This is a genomic window from Streptomyces sp. NPDC033216, from assembly GCF_055577115.1.
In genome coordinates this window covers 142284-166465 of the sequence record NZ_JBVIQK010000004.1, presented here as the reverse complement: position 1 = coordinate 166465, position 24182 = coordinate 142284, and the positions used below count along the sequence as shown (strand labels likewise).

19 protein-coding genes are annotated in these 24182 nt (G+C 72.6%); 7 read left to right on the top strand and 12 right to left on the bottom strand.

Annotation, left to right across the window (positions count from 1 at the left end; all coding sequences use genetic code 11):
- Positions 1-48: 48 nt before the first annotated feature.
- The gene (locus ACZ5Y0_RS10165) at positions 49-2112 is read right to left on the bottom strand and encodes a SpoIIE family protein phosphatase (protein ID WP_469128174.1); all 2064 of its coding nucleotides are present in this window, start codon (positions 2110-2112) and stop codon (positions 49-51) included.
- A gap of 242 nt (positions 2113-2354) precedes the next feature.
- Here ACZ5Y0_RS10165 and ACZ5Y0_RS10160 point away from each other — a divergent pair, with 242 nt between their 5' ends.
- From ACZ5Y0_RS10160 to ACZ5Y0_RS10145, 4 genes are all read left to right on the top strand, one after another.
- Complete coding sequence (locus ACZ5Y0_RS10160) at positions 2355-3236, top strand: hypothetical protein (protein ID WP_469128173.1); 882 nt, start codon at positions 2355-2357, stop codon at positions 3234-3236.
- Positions 3237-3361: 125 nt separating this feature from the next.
- Positions 3362-3730, top strand: coding sequence for a hypothetical protein (locus tag ACZ5Y0_RS10155; RefSeq protein ID WP_469128172.1), 369 nt, complete (start codon positions 3362-3364; stop codon positions 3728-3730).
- A gap of 146 nt (positions 3731-3876) precedes the next feature.
- Positions 3877-5892 carry an FAD-dependent oxidoreductase gene (locus ACZ5Y0_RS10150; protein ID WP_469128171.1) on the top strand — a complete coding sequence of 672 codons (2016 nt, stop codon included), beginning with the start codon at positions 3877-3879 and terminating at the stop codon, positions 5890-5892.
- Between the two features lie 29 nt (positions 5893-5921).
- Entirely contained in the window at positions 5922-6470 is a 549-nt protein-coding gene (locus ACZ5Y0_RS10145; protein ID WP_469128170.1) for a PadR family transcriptional regulator, read from the top strand.
- Positions 6471-6584: 114 nt separating this feature from the next.
- Here the strand turns inward: ACZ5Y0_RS10145 and ACZ5Y0_RS10140 are convergent, their stop codons facing one another.
- Both ACZ5Y0_RS10140 and ACZ5Y0_RS10135 read right to left on the bottom strand, forming a co-directional pair.
- Entirely contained in the window at positions 6585-7124 is a 540-nt protein-coding gene (locus tag ACZ5Y0_RS10140) for a hypothetical protein (RefSeq protein ID WP_469128169.1), read from the bottom strand.
- 545 nt (positions 7125-7669) lie between these two features.
- Positions 7670-8599 carry a fibronectin type III domain-containing protein gene (locus ACZ5Y0_RS10135; protein ID WP_469128472.1) on the bottom strand — a complete coding sequence of 310 codons (930 nt, stop codon included), beginning with the start codon at positions 8597-8599 and terminating at the stop codon, positions 7670-7672.
- A gap of 438 nt (positions 8600-9037) precedes the next feature.
- Here ACZ5Y0_RS10135 and ACZ5Y0_RS10130 point away from each other — a divergent pair, with 438 nt between their 5' ends.
- Entirely contained in the window at positions 9038-9784 is a 747-nt protein-coding gene (locus ACZ5Y0_RS10130) for a glycoside hydrolase family 75 protein (protein ID WP_469128471.1), read from the top strand.
- Positions 9785-9843: 59 nt separating this feature from the next.
- Here the strand turns inward: ACZ5Y0_RS10130 and ACZ5Y0_RS10125 are convergent, their stop codons facing one another.
- From ACZ5Y0_RS10125 to ACZ5Y0_RS10110, 4 genes are all read right to left on the bottom strand, one after another.
- Complete coding sequence (locus ACZ5Y0_RS10125) at positions 9844-10254, bottom strand: PTS-dependent dihydroxyacetone kinase phosphotransferase subunit DhaM (protein ID WP_469128168.1); 411 nt, start codon at positions 10252-10254, stop codon at positions 9844-9846.
- Between the two features lie 8 nt (positions 10255-10262).
- A complete protein-coding gene (dhaL, locus tag ACZ5Y0_RS10120; RefSeq protein ID WP_469128167.1) occupies positions 10263-10862 on the bottom strand; it encodes a dihydroxyacetone kinase subunit DhaL in 600 nt (199 codons plus the stop codon).
- Between the two features lie 47 nt (positions 10863-10909).
- A complete protein-coding gene (gene dhaK / locus ACZ5Y0_RS10115; RefSeq protein ID WP_469128166.1) occupies positions 10910-11902 on the bottom strand; it encodes a dihydroxyacetone kinase subunit DhaK in 993 nt (330 codons plus the stop codon).
- Between the two features lie 606 nt (positions 11903-12508).
- Positions 12509-14785 (bottom strand): ATP-binding protein, encoded by a 2277-nt coding sequence (locus ACZ5Y0_RS10110; RefSeq protein WP_469128165.1) that lies wholly within the window; start codon positions 14783-14785, stop codon positions 12509-12511.
- Between the two features lie 440 nt (positions 14786-15225).
- Between ACZ5Y0_RS10110 and ACZ5Y0_RS10105 the strand changes: the two genes are divergently transcribed.
- Together ACZ5Y0_RS10105 and ACZ5Y0_RS10100 are read left to right on the top strand one after the other, a co-directional pair.
- Positions 15226-15744 carry a hypothetical protein gene (locus ACZ5Y0_RS10105; RefSeq protein ID WP_469128164.1) on the top strand — a complete coding sequence of 173 codons (519 nt, stop codon included), beginning with the start codon at positions 15226-15228 and terminating at the stop codon, positions 15742-15744.
- Positions 15745-16543: 799 nt separating this feature from the next.
- Complete coding sequence (locus ACZ5Y0_RS10100; RefSeq protein WP_469128163.1) at positions 16544-17569, top strand: AraC-like ligand-binding domain-containing protein; 1026 nt, start codon at positions 16544-16546, stop codon at positions 17567-17569.
- A gap of 658 nt (positions 17570-18227) precedes the next feature.
- Here the strand turns inward: ACZ5Y0_RS10100 and ACZ5Y0_RS10095 are convergent.
- From ACZ5Y0_RS10095 to ACZ5Y0_RS10075, 5 genes are all read right to left on the bottom strand, one after another.
- Positions 18228-19085, bottom strand: coding sequence for an alpha/beta fold hydrolase (locus ACZ5Y0_RS10095; RefSeq protein WP_469128162.1), 858 nt, complete (start codon positions 19083-19085; stop codon positions 18228-18230).
- A gap of 108 nt (positions 19086-19193) precedes the next feature.
- Positions 19194-19919, bottom strand: coding sequence for an alpha/beta fold hydrolase (locus tag ACZ5Y0_RS10090; RefSeq protein ID WP_469128161.1), 726 nt, complete (start codon positions 19917-19919; stop codon positions 19194-19196).
- A gap of 267 nt (positions 19920-20186) precedes the next feature.
- A complete protein-coding gene (locus ACZ5Y0_RS10085; protein ID WP_469128160.1) occupies positions 20187-20423 on the bottom strand; it encodes a hypothetical protein in 237 nt (78 codons plus the stop codon).
- Positions 20424-20457: 34 nt separating this feature from the next.
- Positions 20458-22755: an ATP-binding protein gene (locus ACZ5Y0_RS10080; RefSeq protein WP_469128159.1), complete on the bottom strand. Its 2298-nt coding sequence runs from the start codon at positions 22753-22755 to the stop codon at positions 20458-20460.
- A gap of 413 nt (positions 22756-23168) precedes the next feature.
- Positions 23169-24047 carry an NAD(P)-dependent oxidoreductase gene (locus ACZ5Y0_RS10075; RefSeq protein WP_469128158.1) on the bottom strand — a complete coding sequence of 293 codons (879 nt, stop codon included), beginning with the start codon at positions 24045-24047 and terminating at the stop codon, positions 23169-23171.
- Between the last annotated feature and the right edge of the window lie 135 nt (positions 24048-24182).

The following is a 24182-nucleotide window of genomic DNA, read 5'->3' as shown; positions in this document are numbered from 1 at the left end:
TGCCCCCGGGTTGTCGGGCGGTGCGCCGCGGTCACGTGCGGGGCGCCGTCACAGTGGCCGTGCGCGTGCCACGAGCAGGGCCACGTCGTCGTGGTTGTCCGGGTGGTGCAGCGCCCGCAGCAGCAGGTCGCACAGCTCCTCCAGCGGACGTGCCGGGTCGTCGAGGAGCGCCAGCAGCGCGTCCAGGCGCTCGTCGAGGGAGTGGCTGCGCGTCTCCACCAGCCCGTCGGTGTACAGCACGAGCTGGTCGCCGGGGGCGAAGTCGACGTCGGTCGAGGAGAAGGCCACGCCGCCCACTCCGAGCGGAGCCCCGGTGGGCAGGTCGAGCAGCTCCGGCGGGTGTCCGGGCCGTACGCGCGCGGGCGGCAGGTGCCCGGCGTTGGCTATCCGGCACCGGCCGAGGCGCGGGTCGTGGACGACGTACACGCAGGTCGCTATGAAGTGGTCCAGGCCCAGGGTGATCCGGTCGAGGTGTTCCAGGAGCACCGCCGGATCGAGGTCGAGCGAGGCCAGCGTGGTCGTGGCGGTGCGCAGCCGGCCCATCGTGGCGGCGGCGTCGATGCCGCTGCCCATGACGTCGCCGACGACGAGGGCGGTCTTGCCGTCCTCCAGCGGGATGACGTCGAACCAGTCGCCGCCCACCTCCGTGGTCGCCCCGGCCGGCTGGTAGCGCGAGGCCACCTCCAGGCCGCCGGTGACCGGCGGGTGGCTCGGCAGCAGGCTGCGCTGGAGGGTCAGCGCGGTGCTGCGGACGTTCTGGTACCAGCGCGCGTTGTCGATCTGCACGGCCGCGCGGGCCGCCAGCTCCCGGGCGAGCAGAAGATCGTCGCGGCCGAACGGCAGGGGATTGCGGGTCCGTTTCAGATCCAGGGAGCCCAGCACCTCACCGCGCGCGATGAGCGGCACCGCCAGATAGGAGTGGACGCCCGCCCGCGCCAACAGGCCCGCGGCCTCCGGGGAGCGGGCGATCCGCGCCAGGTCCTCGTCCTTGACCTGGGCCACCAGGATGGGCCGACCGGTGCGCACGCACTCGGTGACCAGCCGGTCGGGTGCGTAGCGGGCGATCTGGCCGGGCGGATCGGCCGCGCTCAGGGCTTCCGGGGCGTCGGCGGCGCGGACGGCCAGGGCGCGGATCACGGCGGGTTCCGACGGCCTCAGGCTGGTGCGCCTGCCCGCCACGACCGCGTCGAGCAGGTCCACGGCGGCGATGTCGGCCAACTCCGGCACGGCCACGTCGGCCAGCTCGTCGGCGGTGCGTTCCAGGTCGAGGGTGGTGCCGATGCGGGCGGAGGCGTCGGCGATCAGGGCGAGGCGGCGTCGCGCGGTCTCGGCCTCGATGCCCGCCCGGTACTGGTCGGTGACGTCGACGACGGAGATCGCGACGCCCAGCACGGTGCCTCGGGCGTCCTCCAGCCGGTACAGCGAGATGGACCAGGCGTGGTCCTGGTCCGGGTCCGCCGGCGTACGGCCGATCGTGGACCTGTCGACCAGCGGCACCCCGGTGCGCAGCACCTCGCCGACCGCCGACTCCAGGGCCTCGGTGTCCAGCAGCGGGAGCACCTCGCGCATGGTCCGGCCCAGGTGCTCCCCGGCGGGGACGCCGTTGATGCGCTCCAGTGCCGGGTTGACCGACACGTACCGCAGCCCGGTGTCCAGCACGGCGAAGCCGATGGGGGACTGGGTGACCATGCGCGCCGAGAGGGCCACGTCCCGTTCCAGGCGGCGCACCGTGGACTGGTCGGCGGCGAGGCCGAGGGCGTAGACCTGTCCCTGGTCGTCGATGAGCCGCATGTTGCGGAACTCCACCAGGCGGGTGCTGCCGTCCTTGCGCCGGATGGGGAAGGCGCCCTCCCAGGTGCGGCCGGTCGCCATGACGTCGGAGAACAGCTTCACGACCAGCTCGACGTGCTGTTCGTGGACCATCACGTGCGCCGCGTACCGCCCCAGCGCCTCCCCGGCCGGGTAACCGAACAACTCCTCGGCCTGCGGACTCCACAGCACGATGCGGCCCTCGGTGTCCAGGACGACCGAGGCCACGTTGAGCACGTCCAGCAGACCGCTGGGCCCTGTCGGGCCGCCTGCCTCGGCCGCGGTCGATCCGGCTGCACTCATGCCACGCACCGCCTCCGTACGTCGACGCGGCACGCCGTCCCCCGTGCCGACTCCACCAGTTGTACCGCGCTCAACCGCTTTATCCCACGCCTGGGGCGCTCTTCCATGCTCCTCCAGTACGGCGGCGCGCGCCGTTCTCCTCATGGTCCACGCCAGTCCATTCGATTGGTCTGTACATGACCATGGAAGTTGGCCACACTGTCCGCCGAGCGCGCACCCCCACCCTCCAACAGAGGAGACCCATGCCCCTGCGCCCCGGCCACGGACGCCGTCGCACCCTGCGCACCGCCCTGATCGCCCTGGCCACGGCCACCGCCGCGGCCCTCTGCGCCGCCCCGCCCGCCGCGGCCGCCGACACCTGGACCGAGGTCGGCTCCGACCGCGCCGACCCGCTGACCGAGAGCCAGGGCCTGGCCTCGATCGAGGTCCCGGCGAACAGCGCCAACCGCTACACGGGTATCGGGACGATCCCCGTCGGGGTGAGCATCCGCGGCTGGAACCACGTCGGCGACCCCGACGCCTCCTACGACGGTCACTACGTCGAGCCCTACCAGCGGGACTCGGGCACCGCGAAGATGTACCGCGTGCAGGCGCCGGGCGGCGCCTGGTCGGAGTACGTGCACGCGCTCAGCCCCGGCGAGGCCCTGAACAACTCCTGGGTGGCCATCGCACCCGGCGGCCGCTGGATGCTCACGGGCGAGTGGGGCACCATGACCCGGCTGCTCGTCCTTCCCACCCCCGGCGTCAACCCCAGCACCTCGCCCACGGCCGACCTCCCGCTGGCCTCCACCGTCCGCCTCGACCACCCGGTGCGCGACGTCCAAGGCTGCGACTTCACCGGCCCGACCACCCTCCTGTGCTCCTCCGACGACCCGGCGGGCACCCTCTTCGGCATCACCAAGCCGCTGCTCCGGATCGACCTGTCGGCCGAGCCGGGCGACTCCGGCGACGTGAACGGCCACGTCACCGCCCTGCGTCAGCTGCCCCTGCGCAGCTCCTGCTCGGGCTCCTTCGAGACCGAGGGCATCGACTACGACCGCCGCACCGGCACCCTGCGGGTGATCGTCGTATCACCCGGCTTCTGTGTGCTGACGGACAGCAAGACGTACCGCCTGACGCGGTGACCTGCGCCTCCCGGGTGGGGCGTCCAGGTGGTGCCCGCCCGGGAAAGTGGTGCTTTTCTTGGGATGTGGCGCGGTTCGCGGGGAACCCGCGACATCGCCCCACCGTCACGAGAGGAGCGATCACGATGGACCGCGAGCGACCCCATCAGGAGTCCGTCACCCTGGAGATCAGCGATTGCAGCAAGGAGGACGCCCGGATCGTGTTCGACACGCTGTGCGCCTGCTTCGCGTCCGACCGCTGTGCCGACGACGTGCCCGAACAGGTCGACGAGACCCGTCCGATGGTGTGGCTCGGCACCTTCGAGGTCAGCGACGTGCGCGACTGCGCCCGCCCCGCCCGGCTGTCGTCGTCCGTCACGGCCGACGTCCAGGGCGGCTACTGGGCGATCGAGCGGTTCCGTACGACGCTGGACTCCATGTTCCGGGTGAAGGACCTCTCCTCCGCCTCCGGCGACCAGGAGACGGAGCTGCACCTGCTGCTCGAAAGCCGGTGACGCGAGACCAGGTGAGAAGCCGGCACGGTGCGAGAAGTCGGCGACGTGAGAAAGGCGACGTCGGACCCATTGTGCAACTAGTTGCATAACCCGTACGCGGTCCTCTACAACTACAGGGGCACGACACCGCGCACGGAGGGGCCCCGATGAGCCGATACCCGCACCTGCTGAGCCCGCTCGACCTGGGCTTCACCACCCTGCCCAATCGCGTCCTCATGGGCTCGATGCACGTAGGCCTGGAGGAGGCCGAGCACGGCTTCGCGCGCATGGCGGAGTTCTACGCCGCCCGCGCCCGCGGGGGAGTGGGTCTGATCGTCACCGGCGGCATCGCCCCCAACGACGAGGGCCGCCCGTACGAGGGCGGCGCCAAGCTCACCACCGACGCGGAGGCCGAAGAGCACCGCACGATCACCGAGGCCGTGCACCGCGAGGGCGGGCGCATCGCCCTCCAGATCCTGCACTTCGGCCGTTACGCCTACCACGAGGACCTGGTGGCGCCGAGCGCGGTGCAGGCCCCGATCAGCCCGCACGTGCCCCGCGAACTCACCGACGCCGAGGTCGAGCGGACCATCGACGACTACGTCCGCGCCGCCCGCCTCGCCCGGCAGGCCGGCTACGACGGCGTCGAGATCATGGGCTCCGAGGGTTACCTCATCAACGAGTTCATCGCCCTCCAGACCAACCACCGCACCGACCGCTGGGGCGGTTCCTACGAGAACCGGACCCGCTTCCCCGTCGAGATCGTGCGGCGGGTGCGGGAGGCGGTCGGCGAGGACTTCATCGTCATCTACCGGCTGTCGATGCTCGACCTGGTCCCCGGCGGTTCGACGCTGGACGAGGTCGTCACCCTCGCCAAGGCCGTCGAGGCGGCCGGCGCCACCCTCATCAACACCGGCATCGGCTGGCACGAGGCCCGCATCCCCACCATCGCCACCTCCGTGCCCCGCGGCGCCTACACCTGGGTGACCAAGAAGCTCATGGGCGAGGTCTCGGTCCCGCTCGTCACCACCAACCGCATCAACACCCCCGAACTCGCCGAGCAGTTGCTCGCCGACGGCTGCGCGGACATGGTGTCGATGGCCCGCCCGATGCTCGCCGACCCCGACTTCGTCGGCAAGGCCGCGGCCGGCACGCCCGAGGCCATCAACACGTGCATCGGCTGCAACCAGGCCTGTCTCGACCACACCTTCAGCGGCAAGATCACCTCCTGCCTGGTCAACCCGCGCGCCTGCCACGAGACCGAGTTGGTGCTCACCCCGACCCGCCGACGCAAGCGCGTCGCGGTCGTCGGCGCCGGACCCGCCGGGCTGGCCTGCGCGGTCTCGGCGGCCGAACGCGGCCACACCGTCACGCTGTTCGACGCGGCGGCGGAGATCGGCGGGCAGCTCAACGTGGCCCGCAAGGTCCCCGGCAAGCAGGAGTTCGACGAGACGCTGCGCTACTTCCGCCACCAGCTCGACGCCCACGGCGTGGACGTCCGCCTCGACACCCGTGTTTCCGCGGGCGACTTGGCGGACCACGACGAGGTCGTCGTCGCGACCGGGGTGAGCCCGCGCGTCCCCGACATCCCCGGTGTCGACCACCCGAGCGTGGTCGGCTACCTCGACGTCCTGCGCGACGGCGCCCCCGTCGGCGACCGCGTCGCGATCCTCGGCGCCGGTGGCATCGGCTTCGACGTCGCCGAGTTCCTCACCGACGGCGGCGACAAGGCGAGCGAGGACCCGGCGGCGTACTTCCGGCAGTGGGGCGTCGACATGGACTACCGGGCACCCGGCGGTCTCGCCGCGCCGGAGCGGAGCGCCCCGCCGCGCACCGTCCACCTGCTCCAGCGCAAGACCGGCAAGGTCGGCGCGGGTCTGGGCAAGACCACCGGCTGGATCCACCGCACCGAACTCAAGCACCGCGGCGTGCGCATGGTCCCGGGCGTGCGCTACGACCGCATCGACGACGCCGGACTGCACGTCACCGTCGGCGGGCGGAGCACGGTCCTGGAGGTCGACACCATCGTGCTGTGCACGGGTCAGGACCCGCGCCGCGACCTGTACGAGGAGCTGGTCGCCGCCGGGGCGAGCGCGCACCTCATCGGCGGCGCCGACGTGGCCGCCGAACTGGACGCCAAGCGTGCCATCAAGCAGGGCACGGAGCTGGCCGCGGCCCTGTAGGGGCGGCCCGCCGTCCCTAGGATGAGCCCATGTCACTCCCGCACGCGATCCTCACCGCCCTCCTCGAGAAGCCGTCGTCGGGGCTGGATCTGACCCGCCGGTTCGACAAGTCGATCGGCTACTTCTGGTCGGCCACGCACCAGCAGATCTATCGCGAGCTGGGAAAGCTGGAGACCGAGGGACTCATCCGGGCCCAGCCCGCCGAACAGCCGGCCCGCGGGCAGCGCAAGAGCTACGAGGTCCTGCCCGCGGGCCGCGCCGAACTCCAGCGGTGGACGGCCGCGGCGCAGGACCCCAAGCCGCACCGCGACGCGCTGCTGCTGCGGCTGCGCGCCGCCGCCGTCGTCGGCACCGCGGGGCTCGAAGCCGACCTGCGCCGCCATCTCGACCTGCACCGACGGCAGTTGGCGGAGTACGAGGAGATCGAGGAGCGGGACTTCCCGCCCGGCGCCGACAGCGCGCAGGTCCGGCTCCAGCACCTGGTGCTGCGCGCGGGTATCGAGTTGGAGACCTTCTGGACGCAGTGGCTGACGGAGGCGTTGGAAGAACTGCCCGACCCCGTCGAACCGGCGCCGTAGCCCCTCGCTCGCCCCGTGCGCTACGGCACCTGGGCCGGGATCACCGCGCGGGCCTGGTGGCCGGCGCGTCTTCGCTGTCCAGACCCGCGCCGGATCGCTGTTGCGACCGGGGCCCTACAGGCGGTAGGGCTTCGTGCGTCGGCGAAGGAACCAGGCCGTCGCGATGACACCGGTGCCCACCAGGGCGCCACCCGCCACGAGGGTGACGGTGCCGTAGTCGCGCGTCGCGCCGCCCATGCCGCCCATCACCCCGCGGGTCGGCGAGGCCGTCGCGGAGATCGTCGGCCGGGAAGCGGGGGACACGATCACCGACTGGGTGCCGGCGGTGCTGCCGCTGGAGCACATCACCACGACCGTGTGGGTGCCCTGGGGGACGTTGGACCAGGCCGCGGACTGGCTGACGCTGGTGCCCGACAGGGCCACCTGGCGCCCCTGGGCGAAGTTCGCCTGGCTGCTGTCGAGCAGTGCCGCCGTGCCCCAGCTGCCGTTGATCTGGGCGCACGCGCTGGTCACCACGGACACCGTGGAGCCGGACGTGCTGACGGAGATGCCCGAGGCCCGCGCGGCGGCGGGCTCGGCGGACACGGCGAGGGGCAGTGCGGCGGCGGCCGCCAAGGTCAGTCCGCAGCGGGCGAGAAGAGGGGAAGTGCGCATCGGATGTCCTCCGGCTGCACGGTTGGCGACCTTGCGCCGCCGAGGGTCGGGTACGCCCGTGCTGCCTTCAGGGGCAGCCAACTTCCCCCCGGCCCGGCCCGCACCCCGGCCGCGGCCGGGCAGGTGACGGGTTCCTCCGGACGGCCCACGACGACGCCCCGCCCACTTGCGCCCCGATGGCCGAACCCCTCGTCGTCACGGGTCGTCCGCGCCCTCATGGGCCCTCCCGGCCGTCGCCGCTCGCCGGGTCCTGGTGACCGCGTGCCGGTCATGACCGCTGGTGCGCGTGCTGAGCCGCCTTCCGGTCGCCGGTCGCCGGTCGCGGTCGGCTGTGCGTGCGGCTGGAGCGGTTGTGGCGGAGTGCGTGTGCGTGTGCTGCTGGTGGCGGTTCTTCGTCGCCGGTCGGCTGTGCGCGTGCGGCTGGAGCGGGTCGTCGCCGCTCGCTCGTGTCCAGGCGACCGACCTGCGTCGCCGCGCGTGTCCTGGCGGCGGACCCTCGTCGCCGCGCGTGTGCTGCCGACGGACCCGCGTCGCCGCTCGCTTCGTCACGGTCGGCTGCCCGTCGTCACCGCCCGCTCCGTCGTGAACGCGCCCCAGGTCCCGTCCGGCAGCCGTGCGCGCAGCCGTACCCGGTACTCGGCACCGGCCTCGCGCCCCACGTAGAAGCTGTGGACTGCCTTGTCCCGCGGCGGGGTCCCACCCCAGACCAGCGAGGTGGCCGGCTGCCCGTCGAGCTGGATCTGGTACTCCGTGACCACCCCGTCCACCCGCGGCGGCACCCACGCCAGGTCGATGTAGTGAGCCCCGTCGGCGTGGTGGGTCGTCGCCCGGAAGTCCGCGGGCGCGGTGTCCTCTCCCTCGTCGGCGCCCGGCCCTGTGCTCAGGCGCACGGCCGCGCTGGCGGGCGAGAGGTTGTCGGCCGCGTCCCGCGCCCGGACCGTGAACGAGTACCGGGTGCCTGGCCGCAGTCCCGTGACGACGGTCGCCGTCTGCCCGCCGCCGACACTGTGGATCTTGGTGCCGCCCTGGAACACGTCGTACGACACCACCTTCCGGTCGTCCGTGGCCGCCGTCCAGGACAGGTGCACGGCCCGGCTCCCGGCGACCCGGCCCGTGGCGCCGCCGGGCCGGGTCGGGGCCGAGCGGTCCGCCGCGACCGCCGCCGGAGTCGTGGCCCGCACCTCGCGACTGTGCGGCCCGAGCCGGCCCGTGTCGTCACGGGCCCGGACGGTGAAGACATACGCGGTGGCGGGAGTGAGACGGGTGACGTCGAGCATGTGCTCGGAACCGGGCACGTCCCCGGCTTTGGTGGCGCCCCGGTACACCGCGTAGGCGCTGACACCGGGCAGCGCGTTCCACATCACGTGCACGCTGGTCGCGCTGCCCGCCTCGGCGGTGACGCCCGTCGGCACGCTCGGTGCCCGTCCCACGTCACCGCCGCCCGGCGCGGCGCAGCCGCAGCACAGGGCGAGCATCCATCCGCACAGCACAACGCGTCGCACGGCTTCGCCTCCCGGCCCGGTACGGCGGCAATGGTCCGGACCAATATGGCGCGCCGACGTGAGCACATCAAGAGGGTGCGGGGTGGAGGGTGCGGGGTGTGGGGTTGGTGGGCGGCACGGGGAGTTGCGTATGCTGAAGCCATCACGACCGAACTCGCCCTCTGGTGCGGGCAGTTCACGTCGGTGGCGCGGGCCGCTGTCGTCGCTGATCCCGCGTCGGCCGGGCGGCCGGGCGGCCGGCGCTGGAAAGGCGCCGGTCCCCGTCCCCTGTCGTATCGGTGGAACTACGGCTTGGCGCACATATCGTCATACTGCTGCTCCGTACGGCCCTCTCGGGCTGGACCCCGGAGACGATCCGGCCTCAGATTTGGCCGGGTGTCCGTCCCTGTCCCCGACGAGAGGCCCCTCAACGTGCGTGTCCAGTCGCTGACGCTGGCCGTGGCCGGTCTCGCCCTGCTGGCCCCGGTCCCACCGCCCGCCGCCGCGTCCCGAGGCTCGGAGGTGCCCCGGAGACCGACGGCACGGCAGCAGGAGTCCGTGAGCGCCGCCGCGCTGCTGGCCCGGGTGCGGGACTGTGCCCCCGTCTCCCGCGGCCTCTACCGCACGGATGCCGACGCCCCGGCGACGATCCCGGTGTGCGGGACCGACGGCGCGGTCTTCTGGACGGCCGACATGGACATCGACTGCGACGGCCGGCCGGGCCCGCGCTGCAACAGCACCACCGACCCCCTGTTCTGGCCCGCCACCGCCTTCCAGCAGTCCGACGGCCGCTACCTGAGCGCGGAGAGCCTGCCGTTCATCGTCGTACCGGGCGTGAGCGCCGTCTGGAACCACCGCGACCACGGAGTGCGCGGCGGGAGCGTCGCGGCCGTCGTGTACCGGAACCGCGTCCGCTACGCGGTCGTCGGTGACGTGGGGCCGCGCGAGATCATCGGCGAGGCCTCGTACGCCGCCGCCGAGGCGCTGGGCATCCGCCCCGACCCGCAGGACGGGGGCGTGGCGTCCGGCGTCACGTACATCGTCTTCGAGGACTCACGGGCGACACCCATCGAGAGCCGTGCGTCGGCGGCCGAGGTCGGCGAGCGGCTGGCGCGGACGTTCGTGGCCGTTCCGGCCGCCGCGCCGAGGACCGGCCGGAACGGGGGCACGGACGGGTGACGGTGCGTGTCGGGCGGTGGGCGCGCCTGGTCCGTCGTGCGCCCACCGCCGGACCGCGGTCAGACCTTCCGGTAGGTGTACGCCTCCGCGGCGGCCGCCTCCACCGCGTCGAGGTCGGCTCCGGTGGACGCCGTGACGACCGCGGCCACCGCGCCCTCCACGAAGGGCGCGTCCACGAGGCGCGTGCCGTCGGGGAGTTCGCCGCCCTCGGCGAGCAGCGCCTTCACGGTGAGGACGGCGCTGCCGAGGTCGGTGAGGACGGCGATCCCGGCGCCGCGGTCGACCGAGGAGGCAGCGGCGGCGATCAGTTCCGCGCTCGTCCCCAGCTCGCCCCCCTCCGTGCCGCCCGCCGGGGCGACGGGCACGGAGGTGCCGCCGCCCGCGAGACCCCGAGCCAGCTCGGCGACCGAGGCCGCCACCTGCGCGCTGTGCGACACGAGCACGATTCCCACCAGCCGGTCGTCGGCCATGGCTCCGCTCACTCCCCGTTCGCTTCCGCGAGACCCGCGACCAGCAGCGCCGCCGAGGTGGCGCCCGGGTCCTGGTGTCCGATGCTGCGCTCGCCCACATAGCTCGCCCGGCCCTTGCGGGCCTGGAGCGGGGTGGTGGCGAGGGCACCCTGCTCGGCCGCGGCCCGGGCCGCCCCGAAGCCGTCGCCGAGTGCGTCCACGGCGGGCACCAGCGCGTCGATCATCGTCTTGTCGCCGGGCGCGGCCCCGCCGAGTTGCATGACCCCGTCGACGCCGGCGCGGAACGCCTGCGCGAAATCCTCCTCGCTCACCTCCGTCGCGTCCCCCAGCGCCTTGCCGGTGCTCCGCAGCAGAGTGCCGTACAGCGGTCCGGACGCCCCGCCGACGGTCGAGATGAGCCGGCGTCCGGCGAGGACGAGGACGGCTCCCGGGGTCGCGGGGGCCTCCTTCTCCAGGACGGCGGTGACGGCGGCGAACCCCCGCTGGAGGTTGCTGCCGTGGTCGGCGTCGCCGATCGGCGAGTCGAGGGCGGTGAGCCGTTCCGCCTCTCGGTCGACGGACACGGCGGTCGCCGTCATCCAACGGCGGAAGAAGTCGGCGTCGAGCACGGGGTCTCCTTGCGTGGTCGGTACGTTGATCGCTTGCCTCCGCCTGCTCACATGCCCCAGCGCAGCCCCGGCGTCCGCACGGGCGCGTCCCACAGCCGCAGCAGCTCCTCGTCGGCCTGGCACACGGTCACCGAGGCGCCGGCCATGTCGAGGGAGGTCACGTAGTTGCCGACGAGCGTACGGGCGACGGCGACCCCGCGATCGCCCAGCACCCGCTGGACCTCGGCGTTGAATCCGTACAGCTCCAGCAGGGGCGTCGCGCCCATGCCGTTGACCAGGACGAGCACCGGGTTGCGCGGCGGGAGGTCCTCCAGCACGGCGTGGACCGCGAAGTCGGCGATCTCGCCGGAGGTCATCATGGCCCGCCGCTCCCGGCCCGGCTCGCCGTGGATGCCGATGCCCAGCTCCAGCTCGCCGACCGGCAGGTCGAAGGTGGGGCTGCCCTTGGCCGGCGTCGTGACGGCGCTGAGCGCGACGCCGAAGCTCCGCGAGTTCTCGTTGACCTGCCGGGCGATCGCCTGGACCTGCTCCAGCGGCCGGCCCTCGTCGGCGGCGGCGCCCGCGATCTTCTCCACGAACAGTGTCGCGCCGGTGCCGCGCCGCCCCGCCGTGTACAGGCTGTCGGTCACCGCGACGTCATCGTCGACGAGCACCTTCGCGACCTGGATGCCCTCGTCCTCGGCGAGTTCGGCGGCCATGTCGAAGTTCAGCACGTCACCCGTGTAGTTCTTCACGATGAACAGCACTCCCGCCCCGCTGTCCACGGCCGCGGCGGCACGCACCATCTGGTCGGGCACCGGAGAGGTGAACACCTCGCCCGGACAGGCGGCCGACAGCATCCCCGGCCCGACGAACCCGCCGTGCAACGGCTCGTGCCCGGACCCGCCCCCGGAGACCAGCCCTACTTTCCCGGCCACCGGAGCGTCCCGCCGCACGATCACCCGGTTCTCGACGTCCACGGTCAGTTCCGGATGCGCGGCGGCCATCCCGCGCAGCGCGTCGGCGACCACGGTCTCCGGGACGTTGATCAGCATCTTCATGGGTACCTCCTGGAAGTCTTGACAGACGGTCTCTGGTCTGTGCTCTTGCTGGTCAGGGAGGGTATGAACAGTGTGCGATCTGGGCGGTGCCTGGCGGTCGGGAGCGGGTTCGACGGTACTGACTCGACTGGATCTCGACTTCGGAGACGGCTCTCGGGTCTCGTGGGTAGGCGGGTCGGGGCGGGCTCAAGGCCCACTGTTCGAAGTATCGACCTTGCGGGAGCGAAGGTCACGTCCGGGGGCTCACGCGCGCCCGAGAGGTGGGACGGTGCGCGGGCCCGCGCCGTGCGGCGGGCCACGATTGCAGGGGGGCGCACGCGGACGCTCCCATGGGGCGGCGGGGAGACGGTGGTTGGTCCACCCCAGGTCCGCCGCGGGCTTGCCGGTTCCACGGACCGCACCTCGTCCCCCGGCTCACGGGCCTCGACGGACGGCGGGTCGAACACGCACGAGGTTCGCGGCCGCCGTGAGGGGAACGGCCCGCGCGCACGGGGAGAACGGAACCGGACGCACCGACACGGCTGTCGTGGACAACGGCGCCGACCGCCCCGCATCGTCGCGCGGCTCCCCCTCGGAACGGGGAGGGCGTGAAGGGTGAGCGAACGTTCAGGGGCCGGGGAGTCCGCCGAGCCGTTCGCGTGCCTCCGTGACGGCCCGCGGGTCCGCGTCGGAGCCCAGGGCCAGTACGCGGGAGAAGACGTCGCGGGCCTCCGCCGGTCGTCCGGCCTCGAGCAGCACGCCGCCCAGGTCGATCAGCCGACGGCTCTCCAGCGAGGTGTTGCCTGTGGCGCGACACATGCGGACCGCCGTCCACGAATGGGCGAGGGCTTCGTCCCACTGCTTCAACCGGGCATATGTCACCCCCATGTTGCTGTGCAGTTCGAGGCGGGTGATGTCGGCGATGTGCGGGTCGACGCGCTCGCCCGCCTCCTCCAGGAAGGCGTACGTGCGCCGGTAGGACACCAGGGCCTCCTCGGACCGCCCCTGTGCCATCAGGCTGAGGGCCTGGCCATGCATGCACTGGAGACTGCCGTGCACATCACCCGCGGCGTCGAAGAGCTCGGCGGCCCTGACGATGTCCGCACCGGACGTCACATGGTCACCGATCTTGCGGAGCGCCCAGGCGCGGTACTGGTACGCCCAGGCCTCCTGGAGCGGGTCGCCCGCGCGCCGCGCCGCGGCGAGGGCCCGATCGGCCTGGGCGACGCTGTCCTCGAACCGCCCCTCGCACACGAGAAGCGCCCACGCGTGGTAGTTGAGCTGGGTCGCTTCGAGCAGGGGATCTCCCAGCGCGTGCGCGGACTCGGAGGCGGTGCCGAAGACCTCCGGCCAGTGCACCCAGGAGATCCACTGGTCGGAGAACCAGTGCAGCGCCTCGGCGACCTCCACCACCGTCGAGTGTTCACCGGCGGTGGCGGCCCTGCGCAGCGCCGCGAGCCAGTTGGCACCCTCCGCCTTCAGCCACCGGCGGGCGAGGTCGGCCGAGGAGAGGTCGACCGTTCCGGCCCAGTCCGCCGGGGGAGCCCCGTGGTCGGGCTCGAACCAGCGGCCGGCCATGATCGTGGTCTTCAGCAGCCAGTCGTCGAGAGCTGCCGCCGCCAGGCGGGCGGCCTCGGCACTCTCGTCGGACATCAGACGGGTGCGCGCGAACAGGCACAGCAGGTCGTGCAGCCGGTAGCGTTCCCCGTCGGCGGCCAGCAGCCCCGCTTCGACCAGCTCTTCCAGTGTGTCCTCGGCGTCGAACAGTTCCTGTCCGGTCAGCCGGGCGGCAGCGGCGGCCCCGGTGTCCGGGCCCGCGACCAGCGCGAGCCGCCGGAACATCCGGGCGGCTGTGGGGGTGAGCTGGCGGTAGGAGAGGTCAAAGGCGGCGGAGACCCCCGTGTCGCCGGCGGACAGCGTGTCCAGCCGCCGGTCCTCCAGCGCCAGGCGGTCGGCGAGCCTGCGCACCGGCCAGCCCGTGCGGGTGGCCAGCCAGTTGCCCGCCACCCGCAGGGCCAGCGGCAGGTGTCCGCAGAGCTGGGCCACCTCCGCGAGCGACGCGGGGTCCGCCGCCGCCCGTTCCGCTCCGACCACGCGAGTGAGGAAGGCCGCGGCCTCCGTCGGCGTCAGCTCGCCCAACGGGAGCCGATACACGCTCTCCAGGCCCGTGAGCATGCGCCGACTGGTCACCACCACCATGCCCGCACCGGCTCCCGGCAGCAGCGGGCGGACCTGGCCCTCGTCGCGCGCGTTGTCCAGGACGAGCAGGCAGCGCCGTTCGGCCAGCAGCTGGCGGTACAGACCGGGATGCCCCTGCGGCCCCGCCTTCGCCAGGTCTCGGTCCGCCACCTGAAGAGCCTTGAGCACCGTGAGCATCAGCTCGGGCGGCTCCGGCGGCTCGTCGTCCGTGCCCCGCAGGTCGACCACCAGCTGTCCGTCCGGGAAACGGCCCGCCAGCTCACGCGCCGCATGCAGCGCGAGGGTGGTCTTCCCCGTCCCGGGCGGCCCGGAGACCGCCACGGCCACCTGACCCGCGTCCCCTTCGCCGCTGTGCCGGGCCGCGACCGTGTCCGCGAGTTCGGTGAGTGACGCCAGTTCCCGGGTGCGGCCCACGAAGTCGACGACGCCGCGAGGGAGGGCCCGAACCCCGGCAGGGCTGTAGGCCGTGCCGCGTCCGGCTCTGGCGGTCGCCAGCAGCCGCTCCCGGTCGGCCTCGCCCAGCCCCAGTCCGTCCGCGAGCGCCGCCACCGTCCGCCGCTGCGGCGCGGCCCGCCGCCCACGCTCAAGGTCACCGATGCCCCGAACACTGACGCCGGACGCCTCGGCCAGCCCTTCCAGGGTCAGTGAAGCGGCGATCCGCAGCTCGCGCAGCGTGGCTCCGAACGCTCCGTGATCATCAGTCACTCCGTGCTCCCCGTTCGCCGTGCTCCCGTCACTGCCCCCGAGCCCGGTCACCAGAAGTCTAGACAGCGTGGGTCCGCAGGTCACAGCCGGTGGGGACGTCTCAGCGCGCCCGGCTTCGCGGTGATCCGCACCGGGTGGACCGAGCCGATGCGGGAGCGGGCGCAGGCGCCGGGCCGACCGGTGTCCTGGGCGACACGGATCAGCCGGTCGGGCGTGAGCCGGACGTCGGCCGGGGACGCCAGGGGGCCGTGCGGCCCGGCGAGGCCGTCGTGCCCGGCTGCCCCCGCCCCGTCGCCATCACCCCGACGGCCCGCCGCCCGTGGAACGGACAGCCCGCTCGGTTCGACCTGTATCTCCTTGAGGTCGAACGAAGTTGACTCATTGTATCCGTTCCCTTACTCTCCGTAGAGTTTGCATGCCTTGGAAAGTGAAGGATCGCAATGCGCATCTTCCGTGCCCTCTCCGTCGCCGTAGCAGGAGCGCTCACGTTGGGGGGCGCGTTCGCCGCCCTCCCGTCCGCCGACGCCGCCACTCCCGGATCCCTGAACGGCACCCGATCCGCGACCGTGGCCAGGGCGAACCTCACCGTCATCACCGAAGTGCACAACGCCATGGACTATCCGGCGTGGCTGTACATCGCCGAGAACGACTCGTGGTTCGGCCCCATCGACGCCCACAGCACGAAGACCGGCGAGATCCGGGTTCCCTGGGTCGGCATCTCCGACGAGATGTCGAAGAGCATCAAGGTCTACAAGGATGGCCTCACCTGCCCGCCTGGTGAACCGTGCCGACCCCACAAATTCCACCTCTACCAGATCTTCCAGGACTACTGGCAGCCGAACGACCAGGTGAAGTACACCCCCTACGGCATCTACGAATATGCCCAGGCCGTGCCCGGCGCCAGCACCGGCGGCGGCACCAAGCGCCTCGTCGTCACCGCCGATCGGCCAAGCATGTAGGCAAGCGATACGGCACCCGCGGCCACCGACTCCTCGTTCGTCGTCAGAAACGACGATGATCGTCGGTGGCCGTTCTGCCGCCCGTTCCCTCTGACCGTCGCCGGTGCGACTGCCGTCTCGGCCATCACCGTCATCGGCTTCGACAACGGCGCGGTGAACACCAGCCGCACCAGCGCGGCAGCAGCAGCGACGACGGCGACACCGGACCCGCGCTGCCGGCCGCCGCACCGGCATCCTTCCTGGGTCGCCCCACCTGAACCCGCTCCGCCTCTGGTCCGTGGCGGCTTCGGTACCGGCGGTGCTCCAGCGGTGACACGGCCGGGCCATTTTTCCCGTTCCCGGTGGTGTACGTGATCGCGGTAGTCCTGCACACTGCGTGGGACGCGTTCCCGCCGGGCCTCCCGCCTGCCTCGCGCGGTGAGCAGCCTGCCCGTGCTGGTCCTCACCCCCACCTGCCGTCCGCCTTCGCGCGGCACGCGCGGCCGGCGGGAGGACGCTCCGGGAGGCGCCTCGTCGGCCCCGCATCGAGGGATGGTCTGCCTGCCGCCGTCACGTGCCACATTTCTGCCTACCTTCTGCCTGGAGTGCCGCAGGCCGGGCTGCTTGGCTGGTCGCAGCGGAGAACCGGGCCGCACCGCCGCCGCCCGGGCCGGTCGCGGGAGGCTTTTCCCACGGTGGGACATCCGCACTTGTCCGGGCACGAACGTCGCCTTCTCGAGGCGCCGAGCATCCGCCAGGCCCGTGCGGGCACGGGTGTCCGAGGCCTCCGCCGTTATCGCACGGATGAGAGGAGAGCCGGATGAGCCCGGTGCTGACGACCGCTTCGGTGCCCGACGAACACAGACTCACCTACTGGCGCCGGGCGGTGGAACAGGCGCTGGTGCCAGTGACCATCGCCCTGCGCGGCGACCGCTCCTTCGAAGGGCGCATCGTCACCCACCGGGTGGGAGCCCTGCGGGTCACCGCCGTCGAGGCCGACGCGTACCGCGTCAGCCGGACGGCCGCCCACATCACGCGCTCGCCGGAGCCGCTCGTGGCCGTCGCCTTGCAGATGTCGGGTACGACGGTGCTCACCCAGGACAGCCGACAGGTCGTCGCGAACCCCGGTGACCTCTTCGTGTGGGACACGACCCGCCCGTACTCCCTGGACTTTCCCGACCGCTTCTCCACCCGCGTCATCCACATGCCGCGCCACCTGCTGGGGCTTCCGGACGAGGATCTCCGCCGCGTCACCGGCGCCGTGTTCGGCACGGACCAGGGATGCGCGGCGGTCCTGATGCCGTTGCTCGCCACCGTCGCCGCCGCGGCGCACGCGTTCTCTCCGGCTGCCGCGAGCGGTCTGGCCAACGGCATCACCGACGTCTTCGCCGCCCTGGTCGCCGAACGCAACGCGGACGCGGAGACAGAGGGGTGGAACGCGCGGAATCATCTGGTGCGGCGCGTCCGTGACCACATCGACGAGAACCTTGCCGATCCCGCCCTGTCACCGGAATCCGTCGCCAAGGCGAACCACATCTCGGTGCGCTACCTCCACCGGCTCTTCGAGGGCGAAGGCATCACCGTCAGTCGGCTCATCCGGCGGCGCAGGCTCGAGGAGTGCGCTCGGGAACTGGCCCGCAGCGGCCGGACGGCGCCCACCGTCTCGTCCATCGCCCAACGCTGGGGTTTCGTCAACCCCACCCATTTCAGCCGGGTCTTCCGGGGGGCCTACGGCCTCCCGCCCCGCGAGTGGCGCACCATGCGCCTGACAGCCGGGGACAGCGGCCCCCGTGCTGCGCGTACTGTCGTCATGCCCCCTCCTCGACTCCTCGGCAAGCCCGCATAGCCGGCCGCCGCCAGCGGCCCTCCGCGCTTGCCGCACGTGTGCGGGAGCGGCTTCCGGTCACTCGCGTCACCCCACCCCGTCGGCACGGATGTGACACGGCTGAGCGGCGACACCGGCCTCGGGCGCGGCCCCCGGGAACGCGGCGCGGGATGACGAGGTCACTCCGCCCGCACGGCATGTTCCGCAGAGCCGACTCCTGTGGCGGACGCAGTCCTCACGGCCCGCACCGCCCCACCTTCCGTCGGCAGGCCGGAGTCGAGGGCAGGCACGGGAGTCGTCCACCCGACCCGCGACAACCGTCCGAACGATTCCGGCCGGGCTCCCCCCCCGGGGCGACCCGGTGCGGCGGGCGCGTGCCCTTCGGCGCGGTGCGCCGACCTCCGCCGTCGGCAGGGCCGGCGACGAGGATCCGCTTCGGCTTGCGCGCCGCATGGGTATCGCCCGGCCGTGACGGGCCGGACGGCCCGTCACGGCGTGCCCGCGAACGCGGCGGGACCGGCTCACGGGACGGGCTCACGGGCGCGGCACGACCAGGCGCGCCGCGCCCCGCGGGCTCACCCGACCGCGCGCACGGTCGCCGTACCGCCGTACCGCCGTACCGCCGTACCGCCGTACCGCCGTGCCGGTTGCGTTCCGCCCGATGGTCTCCGCCCGACGGTCAGCGAGCGGACCGAACGGCACGCGCCGCCTTGAGGATCAGCTCGCTCACCGCGCGCGGGTCACTCACCGCGACGGCGTGGGGCGCGTGGACGCTGACCGTGTGGGCCCTGGCACGCGCGGCCATCCAACGCTGCGCCGCCGGTGGGATGTTCCGGTCCTCCGTGGCGATCAGGTACCAGGACGGCAGCTTCTTCCACGCGGCGGCGGTGGCGGGTTCCCGGAGCGCGGACACGGTGATCGGCCGCTGTCCCACCGCCATCGTCCGCGCGGTGGTGACGGGGACGCCGGCCGCGAACTGCTGACGGAACAGGTCCTGGCGGATGACGAGTTCCTCACCCTGTCCGCCGCCGGGCAGCGGGTAGTGCTGCGTGGTCGTGGCCCGTGCGAGGGTGCTGCCCGGGTACCTGTCGGTCAGCGACAGCGCGCTCTCGCCCACCTCCGGGACGAACGCGGCCACGTAGACCAGTGCCTTGACCTGCGAGGCGCCCTCGGCGGCGTGGCTGATGACGGAACCGCCGTAAGAGTGTCCGACGAGCACGACGGGGCCCTCGACGCCGTCCAGGACGCTGCGCACGTAGGCGGCGTCGGTGGCCACTTCGCGCAGCGGGACCGGAGGGGCCACGACCCGGTGCCCCTGACGGAGGAGCCTCGTGACGACGCCGCTCCAGTGGGAGGCGTCGGAGAAGGCGCCGTGGACGAGCACGATGGTGGGCAGCGGACCCTTTTCCCCACCCTCGGCGTGGGAAGCGGGTCTCCCCGCCGCCGAAGCGGAGTGGGTGACGCCTGAGGCTCCCAGGGCCGCGGCCCCGGCCAGCATCGACACGGTCACAGTGCGGCGTGAAATCGATGAGTTCATGATCGGCTTTCTGCGCGGTACGCCTCCGCAGCCTCGCGGGCGCCTGCACGGGCACGGCCGCGAGCCGCCCCCGAGGACCTGCGAGCGGCGTGAGGACGAGGCGGGGAACTACTTGACGGTGGCCTTGACGGCTTCCTCGATGAAGGCGACGACCTTCTTGGGGTGGGCCAGCATGACCAGATGCGAGGAGTCCACCTCGATGGTGGTCATGCCGGCGCGCTCGTAGCCGAAGCGCTCGACGTCGGGGTTGATGGTGTGGTCGGAGGAGGACACCAGGCCGAAGGACGGCTTCGTCTTCCAGGCGGCGGCCGGAGCGGCTTCGGTGAAGGCCTGGGCTGCGAGGGGACGCTGGGAGACGGCGAGGACGGCGGCGACCTCGGGGTCGACGTCGGCGGCGAAGATGGCGGGGAACTTCTCGACGTCCACCGACACATCGGTGCCCGGCGTGTCGGATCCCTCGACGGGGAACGGGGTGTACACGAGGGCGGCGGCGAGGTCGGAGTCGGGGAACTGGCCCTGCAACTCGCCGAGGCTCTCACCCTCCTCGAGGGCGTAGCCGGACAGGTAGACCAGCGCCCTGACGTTCTCCTCCACACCCGCGACGGTGATCACGGCGCCGCCGTAGGAGTGGCCGACGAGGACGACCGGGCCCTCGATCTGGCGGATGACCGAGGCGACGTAGGCGGAGTCGCCGATCAGGCTGCGGTTGGGCACCGCCGGAGCGACGACCTTCAGGCCGCGCTGGAGCAGTTCGACAATGACGCTGTTGTAGCTGGAGGCATCGGCGAAGGCGCCGTGGACGAGCACGACGGTCGGGGACGCGGAGTGGGACATGGCGGGGCTCATCTCTGTGATGTAGCGAAAAATATGGCTGTATGCCGGGGTACGTGGGCCCAACCTAGGGGGCGTCGGTGAGCCGCGGTTTACTCTCTGCGCCCGGCCTGGGTCCGCGAGCGCACTGGTCCGAACGGCGCCGTGGCGGCAGCGCAAGAGGCTCCTGCTGCCGTCGTCGGACGGCGCTCTCCGGACCGTGGTGGCGACGGGTTGACGCCGGTCGGCGCGCCGCAGGTCGTCCTCGGCCGGCCGGGGCCGGGAGACCGCTCAGCCGGTCCAGCCCTCCGGAAGGGTCAGCGGCTCGGCGTTGACCACCGCGGGCTGCTCCTCCTGGCGGAGGTGCCCCATTCGACGATGGCGACGCCCCGGACGACGGGGGCGATGCCGTGTCCGCTTGCGCCAGCCGTACCAGGTCCGGGGAAAGCCGTGCAGCAGGTGGGCCCGCACCCCGCGCTGCCCCGAGCTGGTCGCCGCCGTTCGGTCCTGCCGAGTGGTGCGCGACATCGGAGTGCCGTGCGGTGCCGGAAAGCTGCCGGAGTCAGAGAACCGGACCGCTCTCGGCGGAGGTCAGGCGGGCGATCTGCGCGCGTGCCTCCTCGACACGACGGGGGTCGGCTTCGGAGCCGAGTTCGAGGCAGGCGAGGAACACCTCCCGCGCTTCGGTCGTTCGGCCGGCGGCAACGAGCATCTGCCCCAGGTGGACCAGCTGGATGCTCAGCACCGAGCGGTTGCCGAATTCCCGGCAGAGGCGGACCGCGCTCCGCACGTTCGTGACGGCGTCGTCCCACCGCTCCAGCAGAGCAAGGCTCCTGCCGGTCCCGGAGAGGATGCCGATGCGCGTCGTCGTGGCTATGTGGGGTTCGACCAGGTCGCCGGCCTCGTCGAGGAAGGCGCGGGTGCGCCGGTACGAGGCGAGAGCCGCCTCGCCGTCGCCGTCCACCAGCAGGTTCACGGACCGGGCGTGGTGGGCCTGGAGGCTGCCGTGGATGTCGCCCGTGGACGCGAAAAGGTCCGCCGCATGGTTGCAGTGACGTGCGGCTTCGGCGGGACGGTCCAGCTTGCGGTAGGCCCATGCGCGGTAGTAGTGCGCCCAGGCCTGCTGGGACACGTCACCGGCGTCCACCGCGATCTCCAACGCCTTTGCGGACAGGGGCAGACTCGCGGCGGGACGACTCTCGCAGATGAGAACGGCCCACGCGTAATAGTTGAGCTGAGTCGCTTCCACCACCGCGTCGCCCAGTGCTCCGGCGCTGCGCGCGGCCGTACGGAACACCTCGGGCCAGTGCCCCCAGAAGATCCACTGATCGGAGAACCAGTGGAGGGACTCGGCCACCTCCACCACCAGCCCATGATCGCCTGCTTCCGCCGCGGCGCGCAGAGCCGCCAGCCAGTTCACCCCTTGCGCCTGGAGCCAGGCGCGAGCCATGTCGGCGGAGGAGAGATCCACCAGCCCTCGCCAGTCCGCGGGCGGCGCCCCGTGGTCCGGTTCGAACCAGCGGCCGGCGACGACGGTGGTCTCCAGCAGCCAGCGGTACAGATCGGCCCGGACCTTCTCCGCCGCTCCGACGTCCTCGTCGGCCTCGAGACGGGCGTGCGCGTACAGGCGGAGCAGGTCGTGCAGCTTGAAGCGGTTTCCGTGCGTTCCCAGCAAGCCCGTCTCGACCAGTTCCTCCAGCGTGTCCTCCGCGGAAGCGAGATCCTTCCCGATCAGCCGGGCGGCGCAGGCCGACCCCGCGTCGGGGCCGGGCACCAGGGCAAGTCGTCTGAACAGGCGAGCGGCGTCGGGCGTGAGCTGGCGGTAGGAGAGGTCGAACGCGGCCGACACCCGCCTGTCGCCGGCGACCAGGGCGTCCAGGCGGCGCTCCGCCACGGCGAGCCGGTCGGCCAGTCTGCGCACCGTCCAGCCGGTCCGGGTCGCCAGCCAGCTTCCCGCCACGCGCAGGGCGAGGGGGAGATAGCCGCACTGCCGGGCCACGTCGTCGAGCGCGGACGGTTCTACGGACGCGCGTCGCGTCCCGATCATGGCGGTGAGGAAAGCGACCGCCTCGCACGGCGGAAGTTCTCCCAGGACGAGCCGGTGCGCACCGTGCAGCGCCGTGAGCATGCGCCGACTGGTCACCATCACCACGGCTCGCCCGTGCTCCGGAAGCAGTTGCCGCACCTGGGCCTCGTCCCGGGCGTTGTCGAGGATGAGCAGGCAGCGTTTCCTGGAGAGGAGATCCCGGTACGACGCGGCGTGCCCCTGGGGGCCGGCCGTCGCGAGTTCGTCGTCCGACACGCCGAAGGCCTTGCAGACGCTCAGTATCAGCTCGGCCGTCGAGGCCGGAGCCTCGTCCATGCCGCGCAGGTCCAGCACCATCCGGCCGTCGGGGAAGCGATCCGCCAGCTCCTGCGCCGAGTGCAGAGCGAGCGTGGTCTTTCCCGCGCCCGGCGGACCCGACACGGCCACCACCACCGGTCGGTGGCCCTCGGGGCCCGCCGTGGTTTCCGTCGGCCCCGACGCCAGCGCCATCAGCGAGGCCAGCTCCCGTCCGCGGCCGACGAAGTCGTTGATACCACGGGGAAAGGTGCGGACGGCGACGGATCCGTACGTGCCGGCGGTGCCTCTCCGAGCGGCCGCGAGGAGCTGATCGCTTCGGCCCTCGTCCAACTGGAGGCCGGCTGCGAGAGCGGCCACCGTCCGCCGTTGCGGCGCCGCACGCCGTCCTCGTTCCAGATCCCCGATCCCTCTGACGCTCACTCCCGAGGCCTCGGAAAGACCCTTTATGGTCATGTACGCATCCAGCCGGAGCCGGCGCAGCAACGTACCGAACTCCGGTTCCCTCCCGTTCACCATGGCCCCCTTCGTGTCGTACCGCGGCTGACCAGACCGCGCGCCACCGGCGCCGCCTCCCGGCGACACATTGTTGCCCCTCGGCGCACAATGGCCGAAATCGAGTGTCCGGTGCGCCGAGGGGCGAAGCTCACCTTCTCGGTCACCAGGTGGCCGACAGGCCCGGTCCGGCCGCCGCGCGCCACGCCACGGACGCGCGCCGGCGCCCTGCGGCGCGCACGGTCGCTCGGCGGGCTCGCCCAGGGCGGCGGGGCGGAGGCTTCCACTGATCGGCGCGATCGTCGTGTCCTCCTGCTCAGCCGGGGGCCGGTGCGGCGCGGAGGACCCGTAGGGTCGTCGACCCCGGACCCCGGACCCCGGACCCCGGACCGAGGCAGGCTTCCGGCCGGGGCGATGGGGGAGAGGTGGGTGCCGTCTCAGCGGCCGTCGGTCCGGGTCTCCAGCGCGTGCAGGACGGCCGCCATGTCCTCGTCGCCGTGGCCCTGCTCCACCGTCTCGCCGTAGAGGGCATGGCACACGTCGAGGAGCGGGGAGGCGAGGCCGGCCTTGCGGGCCGCCTCGGCGATCAGGCGGTTGTTCTTCAGGACGTCCGCGGCCGCCGCCTGGACGCTGAAGTCGCGGGCCAGCAGTTTGGGTGCCTTCCCGCGGGAGACCGCGCTGGCCATCGGGCCCGCGTCCAGGACGTCCCGCAGCAGTCGCCGGTCGAGCCCGTGCCGGTCGGCGAAGTGGAAGGCCTCGGCCAAGCCGGTGACCAGGGTGATGAGGAACAGGTTCACCGAGAACTTCATCAGCAGTGCGGCCGGGACCTGGCCGCACGCGAAGGTCTCGCGGCACAGCGGGGCGAGCAGCGGACGTACGGCCGCCACGGCGTCGTCGTCCCCTGCCAGCATGGCCACCAACTCTCCCCGCTCCGCCGGCACTCGGGAGCCGGACACCGGCGCCTCGACGTAGCGGCCGCCGGCGGCCCGGATGTCCTCCCGCAGGCCGCTGGAGTACTCGGGTGACGTCGTGCCCATGTGGACGACGGTGTGTCCGGCGACGCGCGCGGCGAAAACCGAAGTGCCGCGCCCGAGGACCGCGTCGACGGCGGTCTCGTCGGCCAACATGAGGATCACCGTGCCGGCCCGGTCGAACACCTCGGCGGGGCTCGCCGCGATCTCGGCCCCGGTGGCGCGCAGGGGTTCACAGCGGCCGGGGGTGCGGTTCCACGCCGTGAGGGGCGTCCCGGCGCGGGCGAGGTTGAGGGCCATGGGCAGCCCCATGACCCCGAGGCCGAGGAAACCGACGTACGTCATGTGGTGCCTTTCGGGGGACCGTTCCCGCCCCGTGCGGAGGCGGAGCCATCGCGTCGCCTGCCGACGACTATGACGGTCGTCATGGTAGGCGCAACTATGACGACGGTCATAGAGTGGCCGTCGGTCAATCGGGAC

Coding starts and splice junctions, on each gene's coding strand:
- ACZ5Y0_RS10165 (WP_469128174.1), bottom strand. CDS start 2,112: ATGAGTGCAGCCGGATCGACCGCGGCCGAGGCAGGCGGCCCGACAGGG.
- ACZ5Y0_RS10160 (WP_469128173.1), top strand. CDS start 2,355: ATGCCCCTGCGCCCCGGCCACGGACGCCGTCGCACCCTGCGCACCGCC.
- ACZ5Y0_RS10155 (WP_469128172.1), top strand. CDS start 3,362: ATGGACCGCGAGCGACCCCATCAGGAGTCCGTCACCCTGGAGATCAGC.
- ACZ5Y0_RS10150 (WP_469128171.1), top strand. CDS start 3,877: ATGAGCCGATACCCGCACCTGCTGAGCCCGCTCGACCTGGGCTTCACC.
- ACZ5Y0_RS10145 (WP_469128170.1), top strand. CDS start 5,922: ATGTCACTCCCGCACGCGATCCTCACCGCCCTCCTCGAGAAGCCGTCG.
- ACZ5Y0_RS10140 (WP_469128169.1), bottom strand. CDS start 7,124: ATGCGCACTTCCCCTCTTCTCGCCCGCTGCGGACTGACCTTGGCGGCC.
- ACZ5Y0_RS10135 (WP_469128472.1), bottom strand. CDS start 8,599: ATGCTCGCCCTGTGCTGCGGCTGCGCCGCGCCGGGCGGCGGTGACGTG.
- ACZ5Y0_RS10125 (WP_469128168.1), bottom strand. CDS start 10,254: ATGGCCGACGACCGGCTGGTGGGAATCGTGCTCGTGTCGCACAGCGCG.
- dhaK (WP_469128166.1), bottom strand. CDS start 11,902: ATGAAGATGCTGATCAACGTCCCGGAGACCGTGGTCGCCGACGCGCTG.
- ACZ5Y0_RS10105 (WP_469128164.1), top strand. CDS start 15,226: ATGCGCATCTTCCGTGCCCTCTCCGTCGCCGTAGCAGGAGCGCTCACG.
- ACZ5Y0_RS10100 (WP_469128163.1), top strand. CDS start 16,544: ATGAGCCCGGTGCTGACGACCGCTTCGGTGCCCGACGAACACAGACTC.
- ACZ5Y0_RS10095 (WP_469128162.1), bottom strand. CDS start 19,085: ATGAACTCATCGATTTCACGCCGCACTGTGACCGTGTCGATGCTGGCC.
- ACZ5Y0_RS10090 (WP_469128161.1), bottom strand. CDS start 19,919: ATGTCCCACTCCGCGTCCCCGACCGTCGTGCTCGTCCACGGCGCCTTC.
- ACZ5Y0_RS10085 (WP_469128160.1), bottom strand. CDS start 20,423: ATGTCGCGCACCACTCGGCAGGACCGAACGGCGGCGACCAGCTCGGGG.
- ACZ5Y0_RS10080 (WP_469128159.1), bottom strand. CDS start 22,755: ATGGTGAACGGGAGGGAACCGGAGTTCGGTACGTTGCTGCGCCGGCTC.
- ACZ5Y0_RS10075 (WP_469128158.1), bottom strand. CDS start 24,047: ATGACGTACGTCGGTTTCCTCGGCCTCGGGGTCATGGGGCTGCCCATG.